This window comes from Sinomonas albida (assembly GCF_004919045.1).
GTDB lineage: Bacteria > Actinomycetota > Actinomycetes > Actinomycetales > Micrococcaceae > Sinomonas > Sinomonas albida.
This window is the reverse complement of record NZ_SWDW01000021.1, coordinates 14,148-35,246: the sequence shown is the minus strand read 5'-3', so window position 1 is coordinate 35,246 and position 21,099 is coordinate 14,148. Positions and strand designations below refer to the sequence as shown.

Annotated in this window: 24 protein-coding genes; 18 read left to right on the top strand and 6 right to left on the bottom strand. The window is 64.6% G+C overall.

The window, feature by feature from the left end; translation table 11 throughout:
• Positions 1 to 77 precede the first annotated feature (77 nt).
• From E6A26_RS16810 to glmM, 3 genes are read right to left on the bottom strand one after another with little or no spacing between them, the layout of a single operon-like run.
• Positions 78 to 482 carry a VOC family protein gene (locus tag E6A26_RS16810; RefSeq protein ID WP_136612357.1) on the bottom strand — a complete coding sequence of 135 codons (405 nt, stop codon included), beginning with the start codon at positions 480 to 482 and terminating at the stop codon, positions 78 to 80.
• 10 nt (positions 483 to 492) lie between these two features.
• Positions 493 to 951: a helix-turn-helix transcriptional regulator gene (locus E6A26_RS16805; protein WP_136612356.1), complete on the bottom strand. Its 459-nt coding sequence runs from the start codon at positions 949 to 951 to the stop codon at positions 493 to 495.
• Between the two features lie 42 nt (positions 952 to 993).
• Positions 994 to 2,343, bottom strand: coding sequence for a phosphoglucosamine mutase (gene glmM / locus E6A26_RS16800; RefSeq protein WP_136612355.1), 1,350 nt, complete (start codon positions 2,341 to 2,343; stop codon positions 994 to 996).
• Positions 2,344 to 2,679: 336 nt separating this feature from the next.
• Here glmM and E6A26_RS16795 point away from each other — a divergent pair, with 336 nt between their 5' ends.
• The 3 genes from E6A26_RS16795 to E6A26_RS16785 are packed head-to-tail and all read left to right on the top strand — an operon-like array spanning position 2,680 to position 7,659.
• Positions 2,680 to 3,924 carry a bifunctional glycosyltransferase family 2/GtrA family protein gene (locus E6A26_RS16795; protein ID WP_136612354.1) on the top strand — a complete coding sequence of 415 codons (1,245 nt, stop codon included), beginning with the start codon at positions 2,680 to 2,682 and terminating at the stop codon, positions 3,922 to 3,924.
• Positions 3,924 to 5,819, top strand: a complete 1,896-nt coding sequence (locus tag E6A26_RS16790; RefSeq protein ID WP_234865633.1) for a glycosyltransferase family 39 protein — start codon at positions 3,924 to 3,926, stop codon at positions 5,817 to 5,819. Before E6A26_RS16795 ends, E6A26_RS16790 begins: the two co-directional genes overlap by 1 nt.
• Positions 5,820 to 5,856: 37 nt before the next feature.
• On the top strand, positions 5,857 to 7,659 hold the full coding sequence (locus tag E6A26_RS16785; protein WP_168928773.1) for a glycosyltransferase family 39 protein: 1,803 nt from the start codon (positions 5,857 to 5,859) through the stop codon (positions 7,657 to 7,659).
• Positions 7,660 to 7,736: 77 nt separating this feature from the next.
• Here E6A26_RS16785 and rpsI read toward each other — a convergent pair whose 3' ends face one another.
• Both rpsI and rplM read right to left on the bottom strand, forming a co-directional pair.
• Entirely contained in the window at positions 7,737 to 8,243 is a 507-nt protein-coding gene (gene rpsI / locus E6A26_RS16780; RefSeq protein WP_136612351.1) for a 30S ribosomal protein S9, read from the bottom strand.
• Between the two features lie 37 nt (positions 8,244 to 8,280).
• Complete coding sequence (rplM, locus tag E6A26_RS16775) at positions 8,281 to 8,724, bottom strand: 50S ribosomal protein L13 (RefSeq protein WP_136612350.1); 444 nt, start codon at positions 8,722 to 8,724, stop codon at positions 8,281 to 8,283.
• 453 nt (positions 8,725 to 9,177) lie between these two features.
• On the opposite strand from rplM, the gene E6A26_RS16770 reads away from it, so the two are divergent.
• The 11 genes from E6A26_RS16770 to E6A26_RS16720 all read left to right on the top strand — a co-directional run bounded on the left by E6A26_RS16770 (position 9,178) and on the right by E6A26_RS16720 (position 18,047).
• On the top strand, positions 9,178 to 9,378 hold the full coding sequence (locus E6A26_RS16770; RefSeq protein ID WP_136612349.1) for a Flp family type IVb pilin: 201 nt from the start codon (positions 9,178 to 9,180) through the stop codon (positions 9,376 to 9,378).
• Positions 9,372 to 9,560 (top strand): Flp family type IVb pilin, encoded by a 189-nt coding sequence (locus tag E6A26_RS16765; protein ID WP_211129209.1) that lies wholly within the window; start codon positions 9,372 to 9,374, stop codon positions 9,558 to 9,560. The genes E6A26_RS16770 and E6A26_RS16765 overlap by 7 nt, the downstream gene beginning before the upstream one ends.
• 75 nt (positions 9,561 to 9,635) lie before the next feature.
• On the top strand, positions 9,636 to 10,028 hold the full coding sequence (locus E6A26_RS16760) for a TadE/TadG family type IV pilus assembly protein (protein ID WP_327407886.1): 393 nt from the start codon (positions 9,636 to 9,638) through the stop codon (positions 10,026 to 10,028).
• Entirely contained in the window at positions 10,016 to 11,083 is a 1,068-nt protein-coding gene (locus tag E6A26_RS16755) for a TadE/TadG family type IV pilus assembly protein (protein ID WP_136612348.1), read from the top strand. The genes E6A26_RS16760 and E6A26_RS16755 overlap by 13 nt, the downstream gene beginning before the upstream one ends.
• A gap of 64 nt (positions 11,084 to 11,147) precedes the next feature.
• Positions 11,148 to 11,891: a Flp pilus assembly protein CpaB gene (gene cpaB / locus E6A26_RS16750; RefSeq protein ID WP_234865628.1), complete on the top strand. Its 744-nt coding sequence runs from the start codon at positions 11,148 to 11,150 to the stop codon at positions 11,889 to 11,891.
• Positions 11,888 to 13,093, top strand: coding sequence for an AAA family ATPase (locus E6A26_RS16745; RefSeq protein WP_136612346.1), 1,206 nt, complete (start codon positions 11,888 to 11,890; stop codon positions 13,091 to 13,093). Before cpaB ends, E6A26_RS16745 begins: the two co-directional genes overlap by 4 nt.
• Positions 13,090 to 14,607, top strand: a complete 1,518-nt coding sequence (locus E6A26_RS16740) for a CpaF family protein (protein WP_234865625.1) — start codon at positions 13,090 to 13,092, stop codon at positions 14,605 to 14,607. The genes E6A26_RS16745 and E6A26_RS16740 overlap by 4 nt, the downstream gene beginning before the upstream one ends.
• Before the next feature lie 6 nt (positions 14,608 to 14,613).
• Positions 14,614 to 15,555 (top strand): type II secretion system F family protein, encoded by a 942-nt coding sequence (locus E6A26_RS16735; protein ID WP_136612345.1) that lies wholly within the window; start codon positions 14,614 to 14,616, stop codon positions 15,553 to 15,555.
• A gap of 8 nt (positions 15,556 to 15,563) precedes the next feature.
• Positions 15,564 to 16,442: a type II secretion system F family protein gene (locus tag E6A26_RS16730; RefSeq protein WP_136612344.1), complete on the top strand. Its 879-nt coding sequence runs from the start codon at positions 15,564 to 15,566 to the stop codon at positions 16,440 to 16,442.
• Positions 16,443 to 16,454: 12 nt separating this feature from the next.
• A complete protein-coding gene (locus tag E6A26_RS16725; RefSeq protein WP_136612343.1) occupies positions 16,455 to 16,640 on the top strand; it encodes a Flp family type IVb pilin in 186 nt (61 codons plus the stop codon).
• Between the two features lie 225 nt (positions 16,641 to 16,865).
• A complete protein-coding gene (locus E6A26_RS16720; protein WP_136612342.1) occupies positions 16,866 to 18,047 on the top strand; it encodes an acyltransferase family protein in 1,182 nt (393 codons plus the stop codon).
• Here E6A26_RS16720 and E6A26_RS16715 read toward each other — a convergent pair.
• Entirely contained in the window at positions 18,040 to 18,936 is an 897-nt protein-coding gene (locus E6A26_RS16715) for a glycosyltransferase family 87 protein (RefSeq protein ID WP_136612341.1), read from the bottom strand. The genes E6A26_RS16720 and E6A26_RS16715 overlap by 8 nt on opposite strands.
• Positions 18,937 to 19,162: 226 nt before the next feature.
• Here E6A26_RS16715 and E6A26_RS16710 point away from each other — a divergent pair, with 226 nt between their 5' ends.
• From E6A26_RS16710 to E6A26_RS16695, 4 genes are all read left to right on the top strand, one after another.
• A complete protein-coding gene (locus E6A26_RS16710) occupies positions 19,163 to 19,372 on the top strand; it encodes a Flp family type IVb pilin (protein WP_136612340.1) in 210 nt (69 codons plus the stop codon).
• Entirely contained in the window at positions 19,369 to 19,560 is a 192-nt protein-coding gene (locus tag E6A26_RS16705; protein ID WP_234865622.1) for a Flp family type IVb pilin, read from the top strand. The genes E6A26_RS16710 and E6A26_RS16705 overlap by 4 nt, the downstream gene beginning before the upstream one ends.
• An 85-nt stretch (positions 19,561 to 19,645) precedes the next feature.
• On the top strand, positions 19,646 to 20,017 hold the full coding sequence (locus tag E6A26_RS16700) for a TadE/TadG family type IV pilus assembly protein (RefSeq protein WP_136612339.1): 372 nt from the start codon (positions 19,646 to 19,648) through the stop codon (positions 20,015 to 20,017).
• Positions 20,005 to 21,045 (top strand): pilus assembly protein TadG-related protein, encoded by a 1,041-nt coding sequence (locus E6A26_RS16695; protein ID WP_136612338.1) that lies wholly within the window; start codon positions 20,005 to 20,007, stop codon positions 21,043 to 21,045. The genes E6A26_RS16700 and E6A26_RS16695 overlap by 13 nt, the downstream gene beginning before the upstream one ends.
• Positions 21,046 to 21,099: the final 54 nt, after the last annotated feature.

The window sequence follows — 21,099 nt, the reverse complement described above, 5'->3', positions numbered from 1 at the left end:
CGCGTGGTTCAGCCGTGTGGTCGGGCCGGGTTGGACAGGCCGGGTTGGACAGGCCGGGCCGCGCCGCGGCGGCCGGGTCAGGCCTGCTCGATGCGGACCATGTTGCCGGCGGGGTCGCGGACGGCGGCGTCACGCGCGCCCCAAGGCTGGGTGGCCGGCTCCTGCAGCACCTCGACCCCGGGTGCCGCGGCGACCTTCTCGAACGTCGCGTCGAGATCGTCGGAGCGGAACTGGACGGTGCGGAATTCGCCCTTCGCGAGCAGGGCGGCGAGCGCGTCGCCGTCCTCCTGCGAGCGGCCCGCATGGGGCTGAGACAGGACGATCTGGATCTCGGGCTGGCTCTCGGTGGTCAGGACGACCCAGCGGAAGCCGCCGTTCGCCACCTCATTGAATACCTTGAGGCCCAAGGTGTCGCGATAGAAGGCGAGGGCGGCCTCAGGGTTGTCGACGAGGATGTGGACCGTGCTGATGGAGATTGTCATGGGACTGACATTAGGCGGGCGTGGTCGCCGGCGCTTCTCCGAAACTGCTCACTTCCCCGGGCTTCTTCGTCGGGGCCTTCCGAGGGCGGGTCAGAACCATGGTCTGGCATCCGGGGACGCCGCGCAGCTCCTCGTGGCTGCGCGCGCGGTACTGGGACGGCGTCTCGCCCACGAGCTCGGTGAATCGGGCCGAGAACGAGCCGAGACTCGTACAGCCGACTGCGATGCATACGTCAGTGACGCTCAGACCGCCCTGCCGGAGCAGCGCCGTCGCCCGTTCGATGCGACGCGTCATGAGGTACGAATACGGCGTCTCCGAGTACACGTCACGGAAGCGCCGGCTGAAGTGCCCCGGCGACATGAGGGCCGTGCGGGCCAGCGCGGGCACGTCGAGCGGCTCCGCGAACTCGCGGTCCATCCTGTCGCGCGCGCGGCGGAGACGGCGGAGCTCGTCAAGGTCGGCACTCATGGGTCCATTCTGCAACGAGGCGCGGCGCAGCGCCTCACCCCGTCACGCGAGCGCGAGCTGGTTCTGCACCACGGCCGCGAGGCGGCCGGCGATGGCCTGCGCCGTCTCGTGGTCGGCCGCCTCAACCATGACCCGAACCACCGGCTCGGTGCCGGACGGGCGCAGCAGCACACGCCCGGTCTCCCCGAGCTCGGCCTCGGCCGCCGCCACGGCCAGCCGCACGCCGTCGTCCGCGGTGACCCGCGCCTTGTCCACGCCCTTGACGTTGATGAGCACCTGCGGAAGGCGGGTCATGACGGAGGCGAGGTCCTTGAGCGAGCGGCCCGTCTTCGCGACCTGCGCCGCGAGCTGGAGTCCCGTCAGGACGCCGTCGCCCGTCGTCGCATGGTCGAGGAAGATCACGTGCCCGCTCTGCTCACCGCCCAGGGAGTAGCCGTGGGCGCGCATCTCTTCGAGGACGTAGCGGTCCCCGACCGCGGTCTCGCGGATCTCGATTCCGGCTTCGCGGAGGGCGATCTTGAGGCCGAGGTTGCTCATGACCGTGGCCACGAGGACGTCGTCGCGGAGGCGCCCGTCGGCCTTGAGGGCGAGGCCGAGGATCGCCATGATCTGGTCGCCGTCCACGATCGTGCCCTCGTGGTCCACGGCGAGGCAGCGGTCGGCGTCGCCGTCGTGCGCGATGCCGAGGTCCGCGCCGTGGGCGACCACGGCGTCCTGCAGCACGCCCAGGTGGGTGGAGCCCACACCGTCGTTGATGTTGAGGCCGTCCGGCTCGGCGCCGATCACCACGACCTCGGCGCCCGCGTCCTTGAACACCTGCGGCGAGCAGCCTGAGGCCGCACCGTGCGCGCAGTCGAGGACCACCTTGAGGCCTTCGAGGCGGTGCGGGAGGGTGGTCAGGAGGTGGACGATGTAGCGATCTTCGGCGTCGGCGAAGCGACGCACGCGACCCACGCCCGCACCCGTAGGGCGGACCGGATCGTTCGCGAGCTCGGCCTCGATCTGATCCTCGATCTCGTCCGCGAGCTTGTGGCCACCCCGAGCGAAGAACTTGATGCCGTTGTCCGGGGCCGGGTTGTGCGACGCCGAGATCATGACGCCGAAATCGGCATTGAGGTCAGCGACCAGATACGCGGCGGCCGGCGTGGGGAGGACGCCCGCGTCGTAGACATCGACGCCCGCGCTCGCGAGCCCTGCCTCGACGGCGGCGCTCAGGAACTCCCCGCTGGCCCGCGGATCGCGGGCCACAACGGCACGTGGCCGCACACCCTCCGCCACCTGACGGTGCCCGAGCACCATTGCGGCCGCCTGTGAAAGCTTGAGCGCCAGCTGCGCGTCGAGGAGGCCGTTGGCCAGCCCACGCACGCCGTCCGTACCGAAGAGCCTAGTCATCGGGAATAGTCTACGTGGCGCATCAAGCCGCTTCTTCCGGCACATGCCTTGGAGGGAATGCCTGTGATGGCATGCCTGCGGGGGAAGCATGCCCGCGGGGCGACCGGGAGGCCGCCCCGCTGGAGCTGCGAATAGGCCCCGCATCCCTTCGTGGACCCGAGCTGAGGCTCTCACGGACGGAGCGCCGGCGCACCACTTGGACGGCGCCCCCGAGTACTCGACTTTTGCACGTGCTTCGGGGGCGGTACGGGTCATTACCCGACTTTGCCGGGGGCTGTACTCGTCTTTGTCCGAGGCTCTAGTAGAGGCTTCCGGGCGCACCCTACGGTGAACGCCATGATCAGCAGCACTGGGGAGCTCGCGATCGACATCGTCGTTCCGGTCTTCAACGAAGAACGCAGTCTCGCGCACTGCGTCACGACCCTTGTCGAGTATCTCCGAGGGGCCTTCCAGGTCCCTTGGCGCGTCACCATCGCGGACAACGCGAGCACGGACGGCACCCGCGGCATCGGCGAGGCGCTCGCTGCCGAGCACGAGGGCGTGGTCTACCGCAGGCTCTCGACTAAGGGCCGCGGCTACGCCCTGCGGGACGCGTGGGAGGCCTCCCCCGCCCGGGTCCTCGCCTACCTCGATGTGGACCTCTCGACTGATCTCGCCGCCCTCCCACCCCTCATCGCGCCACTGCTCTCGGGCCACTCGGACCTGTCCATCGGCACTCGGCTGCGGCGGGATTCGCGCGTGGTGCGCGGGCCCAAGCGAGAGTTCATCTCGCGGACCTACAACGCGATGCTGCACGGCGCGCTCGGGGTCCGCTTCTCCGACGCGCAGTGCGGATTCAAGGCCGTGCGGGCCGACGTCGCGCGGGCGCTACTGCCTCACGTCGAGGACAACAAGTGGTTCTTCGACACAGAGCTCCTCATCCTCGCGGAGCGGGCCGGGCTGCGCATCCACGAGATTCCCGTCGACTGGACGGACGACCCCACAAGCTCCGTCGACATCGCCCGAACCGCGCTCGACGACATGCGCGGGATCGTCCGCGTGGCGCGCTCCCTCGCGCGCGGCCGCGTGCCGCTTGCGGCAATCTACTCCGAGCTCGGACGGCGCCCCCTTCTGCCCGGGCGGGCGCCGTCCTTCTTCGGCCAGGTGCTGCGCTTCGGGGCCGTCGGGATCTTCTCGACGCTCGCGTTCGCCCTCCTGTACCTCGTGTCGCAGCCTCTCATGGGCGCGCAGCTCGCGAACTTCGCGTGCCTCCTCGTCACCGCGGTGCTCAACACCGCGGCCAACCGGCGCTTCACGTTCGGCATTCGCGGGCCGGACAACTACGGCATCCAGCAGTTCCAGGGGCTCATCGTCTTCGGGCTCGCGTGGGCGCTCACCTCGTCCTCCCTGCTCGTGCTGCACGCCGCCGCAGCGCAGCCCGGCGCAACCTCCGAGCTCGTGACGCTCACCGCCGCGAACATCGTCGCGACCGTTCTGCGGTTCGCCCTCCTCAAGGCGTGGGTCTTCAGGGCGCGGACGACGGCGGGGCGGGGCGTTGGCGTCGAGGCTCGCCGCGCGGCCCCGGCGGCGGAGGCCGCGTGATGGCGGCGGTCGCCGAGCTTCCTCGTCTTGCCCTGACTCGGCGGGCGGTCGGCTCCGTCAGCCGCCGGGAACGCTTCCTCCTGGCAGCGATGCTGGCGGCGACGTTGCTCTCCTACCTCATGGGCTTGGACCACAATGGCTGGGGCAACCCCTTCTACGCGGCCACGGCGCAGGCCGGTGCACGCGATTGGACAGCCTTCTTCTTCGGCTCGCAGGACTGGAACAACGTCATCACCGTTGACAAGCCCCCGCTGTCGCTCTGGCCGGTGGCGCTCTCGGTCCGCATCTTCGGGCTCAGCTCGTGGTCGGTGCTCATCCCGCAGGCCCTCATGGGGACTGCCACCGTGTGGCTGCTGTGGGCGACGGTTCGCCGGGTCTTCCCAGCGACGGTTGCCTTCATCGCGGCGATGATCTGCGCGACGGCCCCAGTGTTCTTCCTCATGAGCCGGTACAACAACCCTGAGCCCATGATGGGCCTCCTCATCGGCTTGGGGCTCTACTTCGGCGTGCGGGCAGCCCAGGATTCCCGATGGCACTGGTACTTGCTCATGGGGACTTCCTTTGGCTTGGCGTTCCTGGCCAAGCAGTTTCAGGGGCTGGTCCCCGTGCCTGCCATCGGCTTGGCGATCCTCCTCCTCGGGACGGGGCGGCTGCGCGCGCGTCTCGCTCGGCTGGCTGGAGCGGGGGCGGCGATGGTCATTGCCGCGGGATGGTGGGTTGCGATCGTTGAACTCACACCGGCATCCGCTCGGCCATACATCGGGGGCTCCCTGACGAACAGCGTCGTCGAGCTCACGCTCGATTACAACGGCGCGGCCCGCCTCCTCCAGTTCCCTATGGCAGTCGGCGGAGGCCCGGCCACGGCAGATTCGGAACTGTCGCCTTACGACGGCGGATTCGCCCGGCTCTTCAATGGGAACTTCGCGCCTGAGAACGGTTGGCTTCTGGCCACTGGCATTGCAGCGGTGTTCATCCTCGCGCTCTATGGCAGGGGTCTTGGCGGTCGGCTCCAGCACGCTTTGGTTCTCGCTGCCTGCGTGTGGTTCATGTCGGCATGGCTGCTGATCAGTTTCATGGGCACGATGGTCCACTCGTACTACGTCTACACTGTCGTGGCGCCGATGGCTCTGGTCGTCGCTTTGGGCCTGTGGGCTGCGTGGAGCCGATCCGACGCTCTTGTAGGACGCCTGTTCGGTGTCTTCCTGATGGGCGCAACCGCGTTCATGGGCATCAGGGTCATGCAGTACAGCGACGCGTGGAGCTGGTGGGGACCAACGCTGCTGCTGGTCCTAGCGACGGCCGGGTCGGGTATCTGGCTCGTCAAGGGCCGCGAGGCGCCTCAGGAGATCTTCTGGGCGATGGTGCTCGGATCGATCATCGCTGGCCAGGTAGCGACCGACGTGTTCACTGCCTCTGCGTCGATTGAGGGCACCCAGCCCCTCTCTGGACCGATCAGCAACAACCCGGACGCGATGTCTCGGCATCTTCGCGACATCAAGACGACCGGCCAGCCGGATTGGGCTCCCCACGTTGCGTTCGGCGTGACTCCGTCGCCCGAGCTGCTCAAGGTCTTTTCGTCGGAGGGGAGCGGTACTGGACGCTGGATAGCCGCAACGTACCCTGCCCAGGACGCCGCCTTGACCCAGCTGACGACCGGCCGCGCAACCCTGTCGATCGGCGGCTGGCTTGGCCTCGACCCTGCGCCCACTCTCGACCAGTTCAAGTCCTGGGCGCTCAAGGGCGACATCGAGTTCTTTGTCGACCACCCGGCGATGAAGGCCTACGGCCTCGGGCAGCAAGCTGAAGCCATCGAGGCTTGGGTCCAAGCCACCTACCGCGGGGAGAAGGTGAACGATGCTGTCGTCTATCGTCTCGACGACGCCCACCGGAAGTAGGCTGGCGTCCCGCCTTCGGCCTCCTGAGGTCGCTGCTTTGGTCGGTGTCCTGTCCCTGAGCGCCGGCCTCAACTTCTGGAACCTGAGCGCGAACGGTTGGGCCAATGCCTTCTACACGGCCGCTGTGCAATCGGGGCTGCACAGCGGCGAGGCCTTCCTGTTCGGCTCAAGTGACTGGGGCAACGCGATCTCTGTCGACAAGCCACCGTTGAGCTTGTGGCTCATGGGAATCTCGGTCCGCATCTTCGGGTTCAACAGCTGGGGAATCCTCATCCCGCAAGCGCTCCTGGGAGTGGCGACGACCGCGCTCCTCTATTTCGTGGTGCGGCGCCGAGCGAGCGCTGCGGCGGCCGTCACGACAGCCCTCGCCTTCGCGACGACCCCCATCGTCGTGCTCCTGTCGAGGTACAACAATCCCGATCCCCTCTTGATCTTCCTCATGGTGCTCGGCCTCGCTGCCACCTTGCGTGGTATCGAATCGCGACGCGTCCGCTGGTTCTTGGCTGCAGGTGCAGTTTTGGGGTTGGGGTTCTTGGCCAAGCAGTTCCAGGTCCTCCTCATCGCGCCAGCGCTGGCCGGCGCCGTGCTCTCAACGGGGCGCTGGGGTTGGCGAAAGTCGCTTCTCAATGGCGGCGCAGCGATTCTCTCGTTCGCCGTCGTGGCCGGCAGTTGGCTCGCATTCGTCGACCTCACGCCCGCAACGTCGCGACCCTACGTGGGGGGCTCGACAGCCAACAGCCTCACTGAACTCACCGTCGGATACAACGGCATCAACCGCATCACTGCCGCCGACGGTTATGTCACAAGCCTCATTCCCCAGGAGTTCGGTGGCACAGGGTCGGATGCGGGCTTGCTGCGGTTGTTCAATGCCAACTACAACCAAGAAGCATCGTGGATTCTCTTCCTCGGACTGGCATGCGGAGCAATGAGTGCCTGGTGTCTCAGGCGTACGCGCGCCAAGGCTATCGCGATTGCCTCGGCGTTGTGGCTCGTGACTGCCTACGTCTTGCTTTCCTTCATGGGGCTCGACATCCACACCTACTACACCGTCAGTCTCGCGCCCCCGCTCGCCCTCACCGTGGGCTTGGGGCTCGAGGCCCTGTCTCTCGCCCCTCGCTCAGCGCGGCGAAGAGCGACCATGGCGCTCGGTATCGGCGTCAGCGCGCTGGCGTCCTGGTTGACGCTTGGGTCGCTCGTCCCGAGCGAGCCGATGCACGGTCTCGCGGTCACCACGCTAGTACTCGGACTCGGCGGAGCCGTTCTCACCGCCATCCCACCGCCCCTGCCGTGGATCAACCGGGCAGCCGCCTGCGCTGCAGTCATCGGTCTCAGCATCGGCCCCGTTGCCACGGATTTCGCTACGGTCAGTCGCGGTCAGACGGGCTCGAGTCCTGCGTCAGGCTCGCTCACGGCAAGCCCGAGTTCAATGAGCCGATTCCTTGCAAGCCTGAGAAATAGCGATCCGAAATGGGCCAGCGAACTGGCGCTCGGAGCTTCTCCCCCCGCACCTCTCGTGGAAAGATTGGCAGATTCCAACAGTTCTTGCCGTTGGGCAGGCGCAACCTTTCCGGCGCAGACGGCCGCCAATTGGCAGCTCGCCATCGATCGCCCGGTAATGCCGCTAGGCGGATTTTCGGCAATTGACCCGAGCCCGACGCTTGATCAATTCAAGAAGCTGGCCGGCGAAGGGTCAGTCTGCTATTTGATCGACTACCCAGAAATGGATCCCATCACCAGCAATCAACCGGCAATATCCGAGATCATTGCCTGGGTCCGGAACACCTTTTCCGCGTACACCGTGGAGGGCGCGACGGTATATCGGCTAAGAGCCGCGCAATAACCGGATGTGGATTTAGCCAGAAACAGCGAAGGCCCGTTCCGCGAAAGCGGAACGGGCCTTCTGTTGAAGTACTGAAATCAGCGCTTCGAGTACTGCGGAGCGCGGCGGGCCTTCTTGAGACCGGCCTTCTTGCGCTCGACCACGCGGGCGTCGCGGGTCAGGAAGCCGGCCTTCTTGAGCGCCGGGCGGTTGTTGTCAACGTCGATCCCGTTGAGCGCTCGGGACACGCCGAGGCGAACGGCACCGGCCTGGCCCGAGGGGCCACCGCCGTGGATGCGGACGATGACGTCGTAAGCGCCCTCAAGGTCGAGGAGCTTGAACGGGTCGTTGACTTCCTGCTGGTGAAGCTTGTTCGGGAAGTAGTTCTCCAGCGAGCGGCCGTTGATGGTCCACTGGCCGGAGCCCGGGACGACGCGCACGCGGGCCACAGCCTGCTTGCGGCGACCGACGGCGGCACCGGCCACCGTGAGAGCCGGACGCTCGCGCTTGGCGGCCTCAGCCGCAGCCGGGGCGCTCTCGGAGGTGTAGCTGGTCAGGTTCTCCTCGGCCTCTACGGCCGTGTTCAGCTCGTCGTTCTGAGCCACAGTGTTCTCCTTGGTGATTCTTGGGTAGTGGCCAGGACTACTGAGCGACCTGGGTGATCTCGAAGGTCTTCGGCTGCTGGGCAGCGTGCGGGTGGTTCGGACCCGCGTAGACCTTGAGCTTGGAAATCTGCTGGGCCGCAAGCTTGTTCTTCGGAAGCATGCCCTTGACGGCCTTCTCGACCGCGCGAACCGGGTTCTTCTCGAGGAGCTCGGCGTAGCTGACGCTGGTCAGACCGCCCGGGAAACCCGAGTGGCGGTACGCGCGCTTCTGGTCGAGCTTGGCACCAGTGAGGGCCACCTTGTCGGCGTTGATGATGATGACGAAATCGCCCATGTCCATATGGGGCGCGTAGGTCGGCTTGTGCTTCCCGCGCAGCAGTGTTGCGGTCTGGCTGGCAAGACGACCAAGGACGACGTCAGTGGCGTCGATGACGTGCCACTGACGGTCGGCGTCGCCGGGCTTCGGAGTGTACGTACGCACAGTAATTGCCTTCGTTCTCGGTCTTTGTAGGCGCCGTGAGGTGCACCTGTGTACTTCGGTGCGCTACCGGAGAAGAGGTGAGGGCTCTACCGACCAGTCATCCCTGAGCCTCGAATGCGCCGGCGGGCTGGTTCGTCCTGCAACTGGACACCCTCCGGACGCGTCCCATCGAGGTAGGACACGCACAACGACTATCAAGCGTACCCCGGGGCGGTAGGCGGGGTCAAAGCGGCCAGCGAGTACCTCGCCGGCCGCCACCCCAGAGTACTCGCCCCGAGTACTCAGCGTCCGAGCCAAGTACCGACCGTAATCGCGTCTGCAAAAGACAAGTACCAATACGGATGGTGGCCATGGGCCGCATATGGGACTTTTGTTGTGGCCGGCACCCGAGGCACTTCATATGGGGGCATCGATCTGGCGCCGGACCCACCTCCCAAAGAAAAGGAAAATCCAATGAACGCTCTCCTCGCCTCCGTGATTGCCTTCTGGAACGACCTCACCGACCGCACCAAGAGCGAAAAGGGTGCGACCGCAACGGAATACGCGCTGCTGGTTGGCCTTATCGCGCTCGTCATCATTGCCGGCGTCACCCTCTTCGGCAACAACCTGCAGACGTTCTTCAGCACCCTTGGTTCCAAGGTCGGGACGTGGTGAATAGCGATATCGATCGCGAGTCCGCGCAAAACGAATACGATCGCGACCGGGGCGCGACGGCCACTGAATATGCCTTGCTCGTTGGCCTCATCGCGCTCGTCATCATCGCTGGCGTCACCCTCTTCGGCAACAACCTGCAGACGTTCTTCAGCAGTCTGGGGTCCACGGTCGGAACCTGGTGATCTGGTCGGGGTGGGCACCCACAAGGCGCCCACCCCACCCCCGAATCTGAAATGAGTCCACCTTTGGAGGTCACGATGCCGTCCATGAAGCGCCGGCGGGAGCGCGGGGCCGTGGCCGTCGAGTTCGCGTTGGTCGTCCCCTTCCTGCTCCTGATCGTTGTCGGAATCGTCGAGTTCTCACGCATCTACAACGTGCAGATCACTCTGAACCAGGCTGCAAGGGAAGCCTCGCGCTCCATGGCCATCGCTGACGACACAACAACGGCTCAGAACCAGGCAATCACAGCAGCGCCAGGGCTATCCCCCGCGCTTTCTGCGTCCAACGTAGCCATCACGCCAGCTTCCGGATCGTGCACCAACGGGGCTGAGGCCAACGCAACGGTCACCTACACGCTCACGACGCTGACCGGATTCTTTGGCCAGTCGGTGACCCTGACAGGCAAGGGAGCTATGCGATGCGGTGGATGATCCTTCCACACGATGAGCGTGAGCGCGACAGGGGCGCCGTCGCCGTCATGGTTGCAATCCTCGCCGTCGTGCTCCTCGGTGTCGGGGCTATCGCCGTCGACATGGGCCGTATCTACAGCAAGCGGGCCGAACTCCAGAACGGTGCAGACGCCGCCGCCTTGGCCATCGCGGACAACTGCAAGCGGAACGCTGCGACGACGGGCTGCAACACCGGCGGGACGCCCACAAGCCTCGCCCTCAAGTACGCGCAGGACAACTCTCTGACCTCTACGGCCAACGTCCCGACGCCCATCATCACCATCAATGGGACTTCCGGAACGGTCACCGTCACCGCGACGGTGAAGGAGCCGAACGGGAACAATTCACTCTCGCTGTTACTCGCCAATGCCCTGGGCATCTCAAGCGCCCAAGTGGGCGCGACGGCGACTGCCAAGTGGGGTGTTCCGGCCAGCGGTCAATCGATCCTCCCGTTGGCGATCGATTCCTGCGAGCTAGACCTCAACAGCTCGTCGGCAACCCCGGTCAAACAGAAAATACTCACGCAGGGCGGGGGCACCCCTGACTGCAACGGGAAGAACCCGTCGAATCAGACTGTTCCGGGGGGATTCGCCTGGCTCTCGCCCACGGGGCCCGGGCCGTGCCAAGTCACCGCGACAGCTGGTCCAGAATCCGTCCTTTCGACTTGGATGAAGACGAGTAACGGAGCGGCCATCCCGCTCGGCTGCGGAGGTCTCTTCACCGCCGGCAACCCAAACTACGTTCTCGATCAGACCGTGGCGATCCCTGTCTACGACGACCTGTCGAGCTCTCCGCCCACTCCCAATCCGAGCGCCAACGGAAACAACACCTGGTACCACGTCGCCAAGTGGGCCGGATTCCATCTGCTGGGTTGGAAATTCCCTGGCTATTCGGCCGGGCCCAATGTCTGGACCGGATCTGAGAAGGGCATCTACGGCTACTTCGTAGGGTTCTCCGCCGACCCGTCCCTGTTCAGCAACTTCACGACCGATCCGAACGCCACGGGCAACCTCTACGTCGTGGAGCTAACCAGGTAGTCGCTCATCGCGGCTGCACCGGAACAATAAAGGAGTCACCGTGAGGACCCGCCTACTGGGAGGCGTGGCTGCTCTGATTGTCGCAATCATCGGCACCGTCCTTCTTCTCACCTACGTCAACGGCGCTGACCGCCGCGCTCTCGCCAACGTCGAAACCGAAGACGTCTACGTCGTCCAGAAGACAATTCCGACAGGAACGCCTGCAGTCGGTGTCAGCGACTACGTGTCCAAGAAGCCGATTCCCAAGTCCGCGATCCCCGCAGATCCCATCACGGATCTGTCGGCGATCCAGGGCAAGGTCGCCTCGACCGCCCTCCAGCCCGGGGAGGAATTGCTTGCCAGTCGCTTTGTCGACCCCTCCGCGCTCGAGTCGCCTGGGCGAGCGGCCGTCCCCGCCGGGATGCAGGAAGTGACGCTCAGACTTCCGGTCGAACGGGTAGTCGGCGGCAGCGTCACTGCTGGCGACACCGTGGGCATCGTCATCTCGTTCCCGAAAGAAGATGGCCTTCCTGCCCAGACACAGATGACCTTCAATAAGGTCCTCGTGACGGCAGTCCAGCTGCCCAGCGGCGCCCTCGCACAGAGCTCAACCCCAACGCCGCAGGCAAGCCAGGGCGGCAGTCTCAGCGGGGGCGGATCCAACGCCCAAGCCTCGGGCGACTACCTCGTGACCGTCGCGCGCCCCGCACCCGAAGTGGAACGCCTCGTTTACGCACAGCTAAACGGCACGATCTACCTCTCGAAGGAGCCGGCCTCCGCGACCGACGCCAACTCGGCACCAATCGACCGGACGAAGGTGCTCCGATGAGCCGCTTCGCCCTCGTCACAGCGCATCCGGAATTCGACCAACGCATTCGTCTCGCCGCCGCAGGGCTTCCGGGAAGTCTGCAGGCGTTCCGCGCCGATTATCTGCCGCCCACGATCGACGACATGTTTGGGCAGCTCGTCGGCGAACCGCTCGAGGTCCTCGTTCTCGGCCCCGATCTGCCGTCGACCGACGTCCTGAACTTCGCTGCCGCCGTCGATGTCAGGTCTCCGCACGTCAGCGTGATGTACGCCGCGGACGCTTCTCCCGAGCTGGCGCTCGCCGCCATGCGATCAGGCGTTCGCGACCTCGTCACCCCACAAGCCGACGTCGACACACTGCGAGTTCACCTTGAGCAGGCCGCCACCGCCGCGTCCTACCGACTCTCAAGCACAGCTGGGGCCCTGCAGGCGACCGTCGATCACGAGGGTCAGGGCAGGGGCCGAGTCATTACGGTGATGTCCCCGAAGGGCGGCGTCGGAAAGACCACCATCGCGACGAACATCGCAGTTGGCCTCGCCAAGGCGTCTCCGATGTCGGTCGTGATCGTCGATCTCGACCTCCAATTCGGGGATGTCGCGAGCGGCCTCATGATGAAACCCGAAAGCTCGATCGCCGAAGCCGTCAACGGCCCGATGGACATGCTCTCCCTGAAGACCTATTTGGTACCGCACCCGACGAAGCTTTACGCACTCTGTGCTCCCCTCACTCCAGCCGATGCCGACAAGGTTTCAGCTGAACAGGTGAGTGACCTGGTTGCCCGTCTCGCGACGGAATTCCAATACGTTGTCATCGACACGTCCCCTGGACTCGGCGAGCACGTCCTCGCAGCGCTCGATCAGGCCACGGACGTCGTCTGGGTGTGCGGGATGGACCTTCCGAGTATCAGGGGCCTCAAGTCTGGCCTCGAGATTCTGGGCGAGCTCGACATGTTGCCGGAGCATCGGCACGTCGTGGTCAATATGGCAGACAAGAAATCCGGCATCACCGTGCAGGACATCGAGGCGACTATCAGCGTGCCGATCGACGTGATCTTGCCGCGATCCAAGGGAATGCCCCTCGCAACCAATCGCGGCGTTCCGGCCCTCGCCGACGGCCTGCGCGACTCAACGGTCAAGGGCCTCCGAAGTCTCGTCGAACGGTTCCAGCCCACATGGCAAGATCGCGGCCACCGTCAGACGCACCGAAGGGTGGTATTCCAGTGAGCCTGAGTGATCGTCTTCAAGGGCGGCGTGGCACGTCCGCCCCTCCTACGGCTTCTCCCAGCGAAGCGCGAGTACACGAGAGCGGATTTGGTACTCCGACGGCATCTGAAAAGGCCCCCTCGCCATCGGTTGAGGTCGGCCTGTCGACCCTTAGCGTCCGACTGGACGCAAGGGTCGCCGCGGAGGCCGAAGCCCGTCTGGCAGGACACGAACCCGTGGGCAGCGTTCGCGCAAGTCAGGCTCTCCGCGAGCTAAAGGAGAAGTCCACGGCCGAGCTCTACGAACGGGTTGGGAGCCGAATTACGGACTCAACACTCAGCGAATCCGACCTCCAGGACTATGTCCACACTGAGCTCAGGGCGGTGGTTGCCGACCAGCAAGTACCCCTCACGTCGAGCGAGCGAGAGCGGCTCATCAACGAGGTCATGGACGATGTCCTCGGACTTGGACCGCTCCAGCGATACTTGGAAGACACAAGCGTCACGGAAATCATGGTCAACCGCGCTGACCAAGTGTACATCGAACGAAACGGACGGCTGCAGCCCACCGAGACAACGTTCACGTCCGAGGAACAACTACGGCGCGTCATTGAACGCATCGTCTCCCGAGTTGGCCGTCGGGTCGACGAATCCTCGCCACTCGTTGACGCACGCTTGGCCGATGGATCTCGTGTGAACGCGATCATCCCGCCTCTGGCCGTCAACGGGGCGGCGCTCACGATCCGAAAGTTTGCCCGAGACGCTCTGACCGCTGAGAAGCTGATCGAACTCGGTTCGTTGAGCAGCGAGATGGCCGAGCTACTGCGAGCATGCGTCGAGGCGCGAATGAACGTGATCGTGTCTGGAGGCACAGGCACAGGCAAGACCACTCTCCTCAATGTGCTCTCCTCGTTCATCCCGACAAGCGAGCGCATCGTGACTATCGAGGATGCGGTCGAACTACAGCTTCAACAGGAGCACGTCGTCCGGCTGGAGAGCCGTCCGCCCAACATCGAGGGCATTGGCGCGATCACCATCCGCGACCTCGTCCGGAACTCCCTCCGTATGCGGCCAGACAGGATCGTCGTCGGTGAGGTTCGTGGCGGCGAGACCCTGGACATGCTTCAAGCCATGAACACCGGGCACGATGGTTCCCTCTCGACAGTCCACGCAAACTCGCCGCGCGACGCTATCGCTCGGCTCGAGACGCTCGTTCTCATGGCGGGGATGGATCTGCCTCTGAGAGCCATTCGCGAGCAAGTGGCCTCCGCTGTGAATCTCATCGTTCATCTCACCCGTCTACGAGACGGCACCCGCAGAGTCACCCATGTAACTGAGATACAGGGCATGGAGGGCGACATTGTCACTCTGCAGGACGCATTCCTGTTCGACTTCTCTGCCGGAGTGGACGCCAATGGCCGGTTCCTGGGTAAGCCAATCCCCACTGGAGTCCGTCCGCGGTTTACAGAGCGATTCGCGGATCTGGGGATCAAGATCAGCCCAGCTCTCTTCGGCCAGCAATTTGCGAGGAGGTAGAACAGGATGGACTCCCCCATTGTGCTGGTCGCAGGTCTAGCTGCAATTTATGCAGCGCTAGCCGTCCTGGCCGTCATCACGCTGAAGTCCCGCCGCACGGTGCCGCTCGATCGGCGGCGTCCGCAGACTAAGGACTCGGTGTCGGCGCTCTCGAAGATGACGGACGGCGCAGTCGGCGCGATCAACAAAAGCCTGCAGGGAAGGCAGCTCCGCCTCCTCACCGCGGACAAGTTCGAACAGGCAGGGCTCAAGATCCGGGCAGCCGATTTCCTTCTCATATGCGGGGCATCGTTTTTCGCCTTCGGCCTTGTCGGCTTCATCCTCGGCGGCCTCGGCATCGGACTCGTCACCGCCGTCTTCGCACCGCTGATCCTGCTCGTCTGGCTCAACATGACCGCAGCCCGGAGGCAGTCGAAGTTCGCAGATCAGCTTCCGGACATGCTCACGATGATTGCCGGAAGCATGCGGGCGGGGCACAGCTTGCTTCGAGCTGTGGACGGAGCCGCAGACGAATCCGAGGCCCCCATGGGGGAAGAGCTGCGCCGTGTCGTCAATGAGACTCGGATCGGCAGAGACTTGGTCGAATCACTGCTTGACGCCGCTGGGCGCATGAAGAGTCAGGATTTCCTGTGGGTGGCGCAGGCCATTGAGACCCAGCGCGACGTCGGCGGCAATCTTGCCGAACTTCTCGAAAACGTGAACGAAACAATTCTTGACCGCGCCAAGCTGTCCCGTCAGGTCAAGGCTCTCAGCGCGGAAGGACGGATGTCGGCGGGAGTCCTCGTGGCACTGCCGATCTTCATGCTCATCGTGATCTGCTTCATGAACCCGAGCTACGCCGCGACATTCTTCACCACCGTGCCGGGCTGGATCATGCTCGCAGCGGTCGCGGTCATGCTCGGTGTCGGCACGTTCTGGCTCAGTCGAATCATCAAGCCGAAGTTCTAGGGGTCAACATGTCCATCATTGCCATCGGAGCAATCATCGCGATCGTCGTACCCCTGAGCTATTTCACGTGGTCCTTTGTGGGAGCTGACCGAAGCGTTCGAAGAACGATTGAGCAGAACCTGGGCCTCGCGCAGCCGGCTCAGAAGGCGGCGCCCTCGTCAATCCCAGAAGCTTTCACAGGTGCTGCCCGCCGCATGACGTCGAAAAGGTACACAGCGTGGCTGGATAGAAAACTCGCGGGTGCGGGGCGCCCCAGGAGCTGGCCGCTCGATAGGGTGCTCGTGGCGAAGCCGTTGTTGGCGTTCATCTGCTTCGGATTGGGTTTGGTCATCGGTCTGAAGAACCCGGGACCGCAGATCTTCCTCATCCTTGTGGCGGTGTCTGCGCTTGCGTATTTCGTTCCCGATATCCTCCTGCACAACTCGGCCCAGAAGCGCCGATCGGCGATGCAGATCGCCCTTCCCACCATGCTCGACCAGATGCTGATATCAGTGGAGGCGGGCGTCGGATTCGAGGCTGCGATGGATCGTGCAGCCCAAAGTAGCAGCGGTCCGCTGGCGGATGAGTTCGTACGGACGCTCCAAGACATCCAAGTTGGCCGGCCTCGCCGCGAGGCATATCTCGATCTTGCCCAGCGGGCTGCGTTCCCGGAACTTCGTTCATTCGTGCGGTCAATTGTCCAGGCTGATCAATACGGCATCGCCATCGCAAATGTGCTCCGGGCGCAGGCTCGCGAAATGCGCCTCAAGCGGCGCCAGCGAGCCGAGGAACATGCGATGAAAATCCCGGTGAAGATCCTGTTCCCGCTGGTCTTCTCCATTCTCCCTGCACTTTTCGTGATCATCTTGGGCCCCACAGTCATGAACATCGTCAAAGTTTTCTCGTAAAGAAGGACGGTCATGGACAGCTCAGATTCGACGCACAGCGAGGGCCGGGATCGAGGAGCAACGGCCACCGAGTACGCCATCCTGTGCGGATTCATCGCCATGGTCATCGTTTTCGGAGTCGCGGCCTTCGGGACTTCACTCGGCGACTACTACAACCACCTTGTCACTGGGGTGCAGACCACCCTGCATCTGCCGTGACGGCTTCTGTCCCGTCCGGCACTCCTCGGCCCAAGGCCCCCTGACTGGAGTCCTCTCCCGGTGCCCAGAGCCGGGAGGGGACTCCGCTTACACTCGGCATCGCCGGTTTCGAATCACCACGCTCCGCACCGTCCTGAGCACGTCGCTAAGCCCACCGACACCGAGGACAGCTGACACCGAACGTAGAAGTACCTGAAGAGTGCCCGCAAAGCAAGGGGGAGCGTCATGGTGGAGCCGGAGCCGGACTTCAAGTCGAACCACGCGGAAACAACATACTTGCGGGGCCCTCTTCAGGTATCCACGATCTGGAGGGGACTGCAGCCTTTGTCCCGCGCCCTGGATCCAAGGCACAACTCCCTCAACGCAATGCGCCTCGTCTTCGCGTCAGCGGTCATCGTGTCCCATGCGTGGTACCTCGGCGGCTACGGCCCAGAACCGGTCCTGTACGGAATAAAGCTCGGCACCGCCGGAGTGATGGGGTTTTTCTCGATCTCTGGGTACCTCATTACGTTCAGCGCACAGCGCTCTCTATCGGCACGCGAGTACGCTGTCGCACGACTGACTCGGATCTACCCAGCACTCGTGATCGCGGTCATCTCGGTTGGTTTTGTCGCGGCTCCCCTTGGGTCTCTCCTGACAGAAGGCCGCTACGATGTTGGAGGAGCTTTCACTTTTCTCGGTGCAGCCGTGGGACTCCTTCTAGGCTTTCTCCCAACGCCACCAATAGGGACGTCGTTGCGGGGCAACTATGATGCTGTCGACTGGAACGGGCCACTCTGGACTCTCACGTGGGAAGTTGTCTGCTACGTGCTCGTTGCCATCGTTGTTCTGGCGGCGCGTCGAATCCCGCAAGGCGGAAGGCCTGACTTAGCCACAGCATTCCTCTTCGCAGCCGTGACCTCCGGAATCGGACTAACGCTCCTTCGCGGCGGGTTCGGTCCAACGCGATCTGACTTCGCACTGCCGCTCCTGGCGTTCTTCCTTTCTGGTTCGCTGCTGGCTCATTTTAGGGACCGGGTGCCAATTGGCCCTGTTCCGCTCACGCTGGCAGTTGTGATCAGTTGGGCGTCCCTTGCATCGGACCTAGCGCCCATCCTCGTCCCGCTCCCGCTCGCTTATCTCGTACTCTGCCTCGGCTCGCTTCGCACCTTCTCCAAAATCGGCTCCCGTTACGACATCTCCTATGGTGTCTACATCTACGGCTGGCCCGTCCAGCAGCTCCTCGCCGCGGCACATCTGCCTGCATTCCTCCCGCCACTCGCCTATGGGGCGGTAGCGCTGGCAGCTGTCTGGCCGCTCGGATTCCTGAGCTGCGTGGCGATCGAAAAGCCAGCGCAGCGCTGGCGCCGCGCTTGGCAGGCCCGTCAGAGCGCAAGGGCCGCGGAGTCGGAGGCGATTCCTAGCTGATCTTCGATTCTTCGCGGGCGCCAACCGCTTGCCCTAGCTGCAGAAGTCGGGGCACGGCAAGCAGGATCGTAAAGGGAATGACAGGCGTGAGCACCGGTGAAGCAAGGACCACCGCGGGCGCGATCAAAAAAGCCCATCCCGTGCAGGCTGCAAAGACCACGAGTCCAACGGCGAGCAGACCCCGCGCGACGAAGCTGACGCTGCTGTCGGGTGTACCGCTCCTATTGTCGAGAAGGAACCCCACCCACGCATGCCATACGGACGGATCGAGGGCATAGGAGACGGCGACTATCACTGCTGTCGCGCCGATGCCTTGAAATAAGCGCTTCCAGTCTCCCCGCGCCGCGTACCACAAGAGGCCGACGCCGGCCGTGACCTTCGTGAGGATGGCGAATGACCACGCCGCTGGCTTCTGCAGGCCAACTACTGCCGAAACGGCCAGCAGGACGTAGATGTTGCTCACGACCAGCTCTGGGAGTCCCAACAGGAATAGGGGGATGGCCCAACGCAGACGCAGAGGCGCCACTAACCACACGAGAGCAGCCGCCTCTATCGCCACCCACGCGGTAGCGAACAGCGGCCAGGGAAGCATCGCGAGTGGCTTGATCACCGTGACGAAGACTGGTGAATAGAGGTAGGCATCGCGCTGCCCTGGGACCGCCCCATAAATGAGGCCGCCCTGAGCTGCCAACCAATAGGCGTGGGAGTCTTGTCCGATCGCTCCATCCATAACGATCTGTCGCACGGAAACGAAGACCGCCATGAGACTCAAGGGCCAAATGAGAATCAACGCCGCGCGCGTGGGCAAAGGGAATCTCCGTGCAAAGGAATCCCCTTGACCAAGATCGAGCGGCGAAGATGTTAGATTTGAGCCCCCAATGCCCTTCATGCTCGCGATAATGCCACAATCCGCACTCGAGATGGCAGACCTAAAGTCCCCTTCAATTGAGCCAACCGCAAGGGAAACCACAAGAGTCGTGTCCTAGCGCTGGATCATGCGAGGCTTCCCCAAGCTTCGCCCTAGAACAGCACCCGCGGCATCCGCACGCTCCTAATGTCAATGGTGGAGCTGGCAGTCGAGCCAGCCGACATCCCCCACACAGGAGCTAGACAAAATGCTTTCTCTCATCGCCTCTCTCCACGTCCTGGGCATCAAGACCAAGGAGCGCCTCCTCTCGGGCGAGAAGGGTGCCACGGCCGTCGAGTACGGCATCATGGTGGCCCTCATCGCCGTCGTCATCATCGTCGCCGTCACTCTCCTCGGCGGCAACCTCAAGGCGATGTTCAACAACGTCGCCACCCAGGTTCCGACCTCGAACCCGTGATCCGCGGCGGGATCCGTTCCCTCGCCCGCAAGGTGACCTCGGGCGAGAAGGGTGCGACCGCCGTCGAGTACGGCATCATGGTGGCCCTCATCGCCGTCGTCATCATCGTCGCCGTCACGCTGCTCGGCGGGAATCTCTCGGCGATGTTCAACAACGTGGCGACCCAGGTCCCAACGTCCAACCCGTGACCCACGCCTCGTGCCCGGGCCAGGCTCTCAGCCGGCCCGGGCACGGCAGCGAGCACACAGTCTCACCCCGGACCGAGGAGTCCCCATGACCGCCCAGCACCGCGAGCGAGGAGCCGCCGCAGTCGAGTTCGCGCTCGTCCTGCCGGTGCTCGTCGTCCTGGTCATGGGCATCATCGACTTCGGCCGGGTGTTCAACGCCCAGCAGACGCTCACGTTCGCGGCGCGAGCCGGGGCGCGCGTCATGGTCCTCCAGAACAGCCAGTCGGCGGCTGTCACCGCAGCCCAGAACGCTTCGGCGACGCTCGGCTCGCTGCCCTCTTCGGCCTTCTCGGTCTCCCCCACCACGTGCACCGCAGGAACCCAGGTGACCTTCACCGTGAATTACACGATGAAGGGCACGGGCTTCTTCGGGAACTTCCCGCTCACGGGAACGGGGGTCATGCTGTGCGGCGGCTGATTCACACGAACGACGGCGCGCAGCACCGCGAGCGCGGTGCCGTCGCCGTGGTCACGGCGCTCCTCATGGTCGTGCTTCTCGCCGTGGGCGCCCTCGCGGTCGACGGCGGCATGCTCTACGCGAAGCGCGCCCAGCTGCAGAGCGGCGCGGACGCTGCGGCCCTCGCGATCGCCCAGAAGTGCGCCGCGTCGCTGAGCGACCCGCAGTGCACCTCGACGTCGTCGCTCGCCACCTCGCTCGCCCAGTCGAACATGCAGGCCGGCCAGGCCGGCATGGCTTCGCTCAAGGTGGACACGTCGGGCCAGAAAGTCACGGCCACGACCCAGCCGCTCCAGCCGGGAATGCAGCCCGGTTCGGTCTCGCTGTTCCTCGCCCAGACGATCGGGATCACTAGCGCGGCGCTCGGCGCAACGGCGTCAGCCGCATGGGGCAGCCCGAGCTCGGGGGTCACCGCGTTCCCCCTGACGTTCTCCGTGTGCCAGGTGCAGGGGCAGATCAACGGCGGGGCCCAGCTCCTCCAGGACCACGGTTCGGGAGCCAACGCAAGCTGCAATTACGGACCCTCGGGGCAGGTCACCCCTGGCGGCTTCGGCTGGCTCACCCAGGACCCGGGCAGCTGCGGAGCCACCATCAACATCGCGCAGTCCGAGGCCGGGGGCAGCACCGGCAACAGCGGGCCGTCGAACTGCGATGCCGTCCTCCAGCAGTGGATCACGCAGCTCCAGAACGGGCAGAAGGCCGTGGTGCTCCTGCCGATCTTCACGGCCGTCAACGGCACGGGAAGCTCCGCGGTCTACACGCTCATCGGCTTCGCGGCCTACAGCATCATCGGCTGGAAGTTCTCGGGTGGGACCTCACCGCCGTACGTCTACAACAACCAACCCTCCGGCCTCCCGAACAGCCTCTCGTGCACGGGCAGCTGCCGCGGCATCATCGGCACGTTCATCACGTACGTCGCGCTCGACAACAACTTCCAACTCGGCCCGTCGAGCAGCCTCGGCGCCGCAGTCGTCCGGCTCACGCAGTAGCCACCCAGCAACCCGCCTCATCACCCCCCAACCCGCACTCGCACCTCAGGAGCA

What these genes read in the sequence shown, in the direction of transcription:
- E6A26_RS16730 (WP_136612344.1), top strand. Translation starts at nt 15,564, where the DNA reads ATGTCCATCATTGCCATCGGAGCAATCATCGCGATCGTCGTACCCCTG.
- E6A26_RS16700 (WP_136612339.1), top strand. Translation starts at nt 19,646, where the DNA reads ATGACCGCCCAGCACCGCGAGCGAGGAGCCGCCGCAGTCGAGTTCGCG.
- E6A26_RS16735 (WP_136612345.1), top strand. Translation starts at nt 14,614, where the DNA reads ATGGACTCCCCCATTGTGCTGGTCGCAGGTCTAGCTGCAATTTATGCA.
- E6A26_RS16710 (WP_136612340.1), top strand. Translation starts at nt 19,163, where the DNA reads ATGCTTTCTCTCATCGCCTCTCTCCACGTCCTGGGCATCAAGACCAAG.
- E6A26_RS16810 (WP_136612357.1), bottom strand. Translation starts at nt 482, where the DNA reads ATGACAATCTCCATCAGCACGGTCCACATCCTCGTCGACAACCCTGAG.
- E6A26_RS16720 (WP_136612342.1), top strand. Translation starts at nt 16,866, where the DNA reads ATGGTGGAGCCGGAGCCGGACTTCAAGTCGAACCACGCGGAAACAACA.
- glmM (WP_136612355.1), bottom strand. Translation starts at nt 2,343, where the DNA reads ATGACTAGGCTCTTCGGTACGGACGGCGTGCGTGGGCTGGCCAACGGC.
- E6A26_RS16770 (WP_136612349.1), top strand. Translation starts at nt 9,178, where the DNA reads ATGAACGCTCTCCTCGCCTCCGTGATTGCCTTCTGGAACGACCTCACC.
- E6A26_RS16725 (WP_136612343.1), top strand. Translation starts at nt 16,455, where the DNA reads ATGGACAGCTCAGATTCGACGCACAGCGAGGGCCGGGATCGAGGAGCA.
- E6A26_RS16790 (WP_234865633.1), top strand. Translation starts at nt 3,924, where the DNA reads ATGGCGGCGGTCGCCGAGCTTCCTCGTCTTGCCCTGACTCGGCGGGCG.
- E6A26_RS16745 (WP_136612346.1), top strand. Translation starts at nt 11,888, where the DNA reads ATGAGCCGCTTCGCCCTCGTCACAGCGCATCCGGAATTCGACCAACGC.
- E6A26_RS16760 (WP_327407886.1), top strand. Translation starts at nt 9,636, where the DNA reads ATGCCGTCCATGAAGCGCCGGCGGGAGCGCGGGGCCGTGGCCGTCGAG.
- E6A26_RS16715 (WP_136612341.1), bottom strand. Translation starts at nt 18,936, where the DNA reads ATGAAGGGCATTGGGGGCTCAAATCTAACATCTTCGCCGCTCGATCTT.
- E6A26_RS16755 (WP_136612348.1), top strand. Translation starts at nt 10,016, where the DNA reads ATGCGGTGGATGATCCTTCCACACGATGAGCGTGAGCGCGACAGGGGC.
- E6A26_RS16795 (WP_136612354.1), top strand. Translation starts at nt 2,680, where the DNA reads ATGATCAGCAGCACTGGGGAGCTCGCGATCGACATCGTCGTTCCGGTC.
- E6A26_RS16805 (WP_136612356.1), bottom strand. Translation starts at nt 951, where the DNA reads ATGAGTGCCGACCTTGACGAGCTCCGCCGTCTCCGCCGCGCGCGCGAC.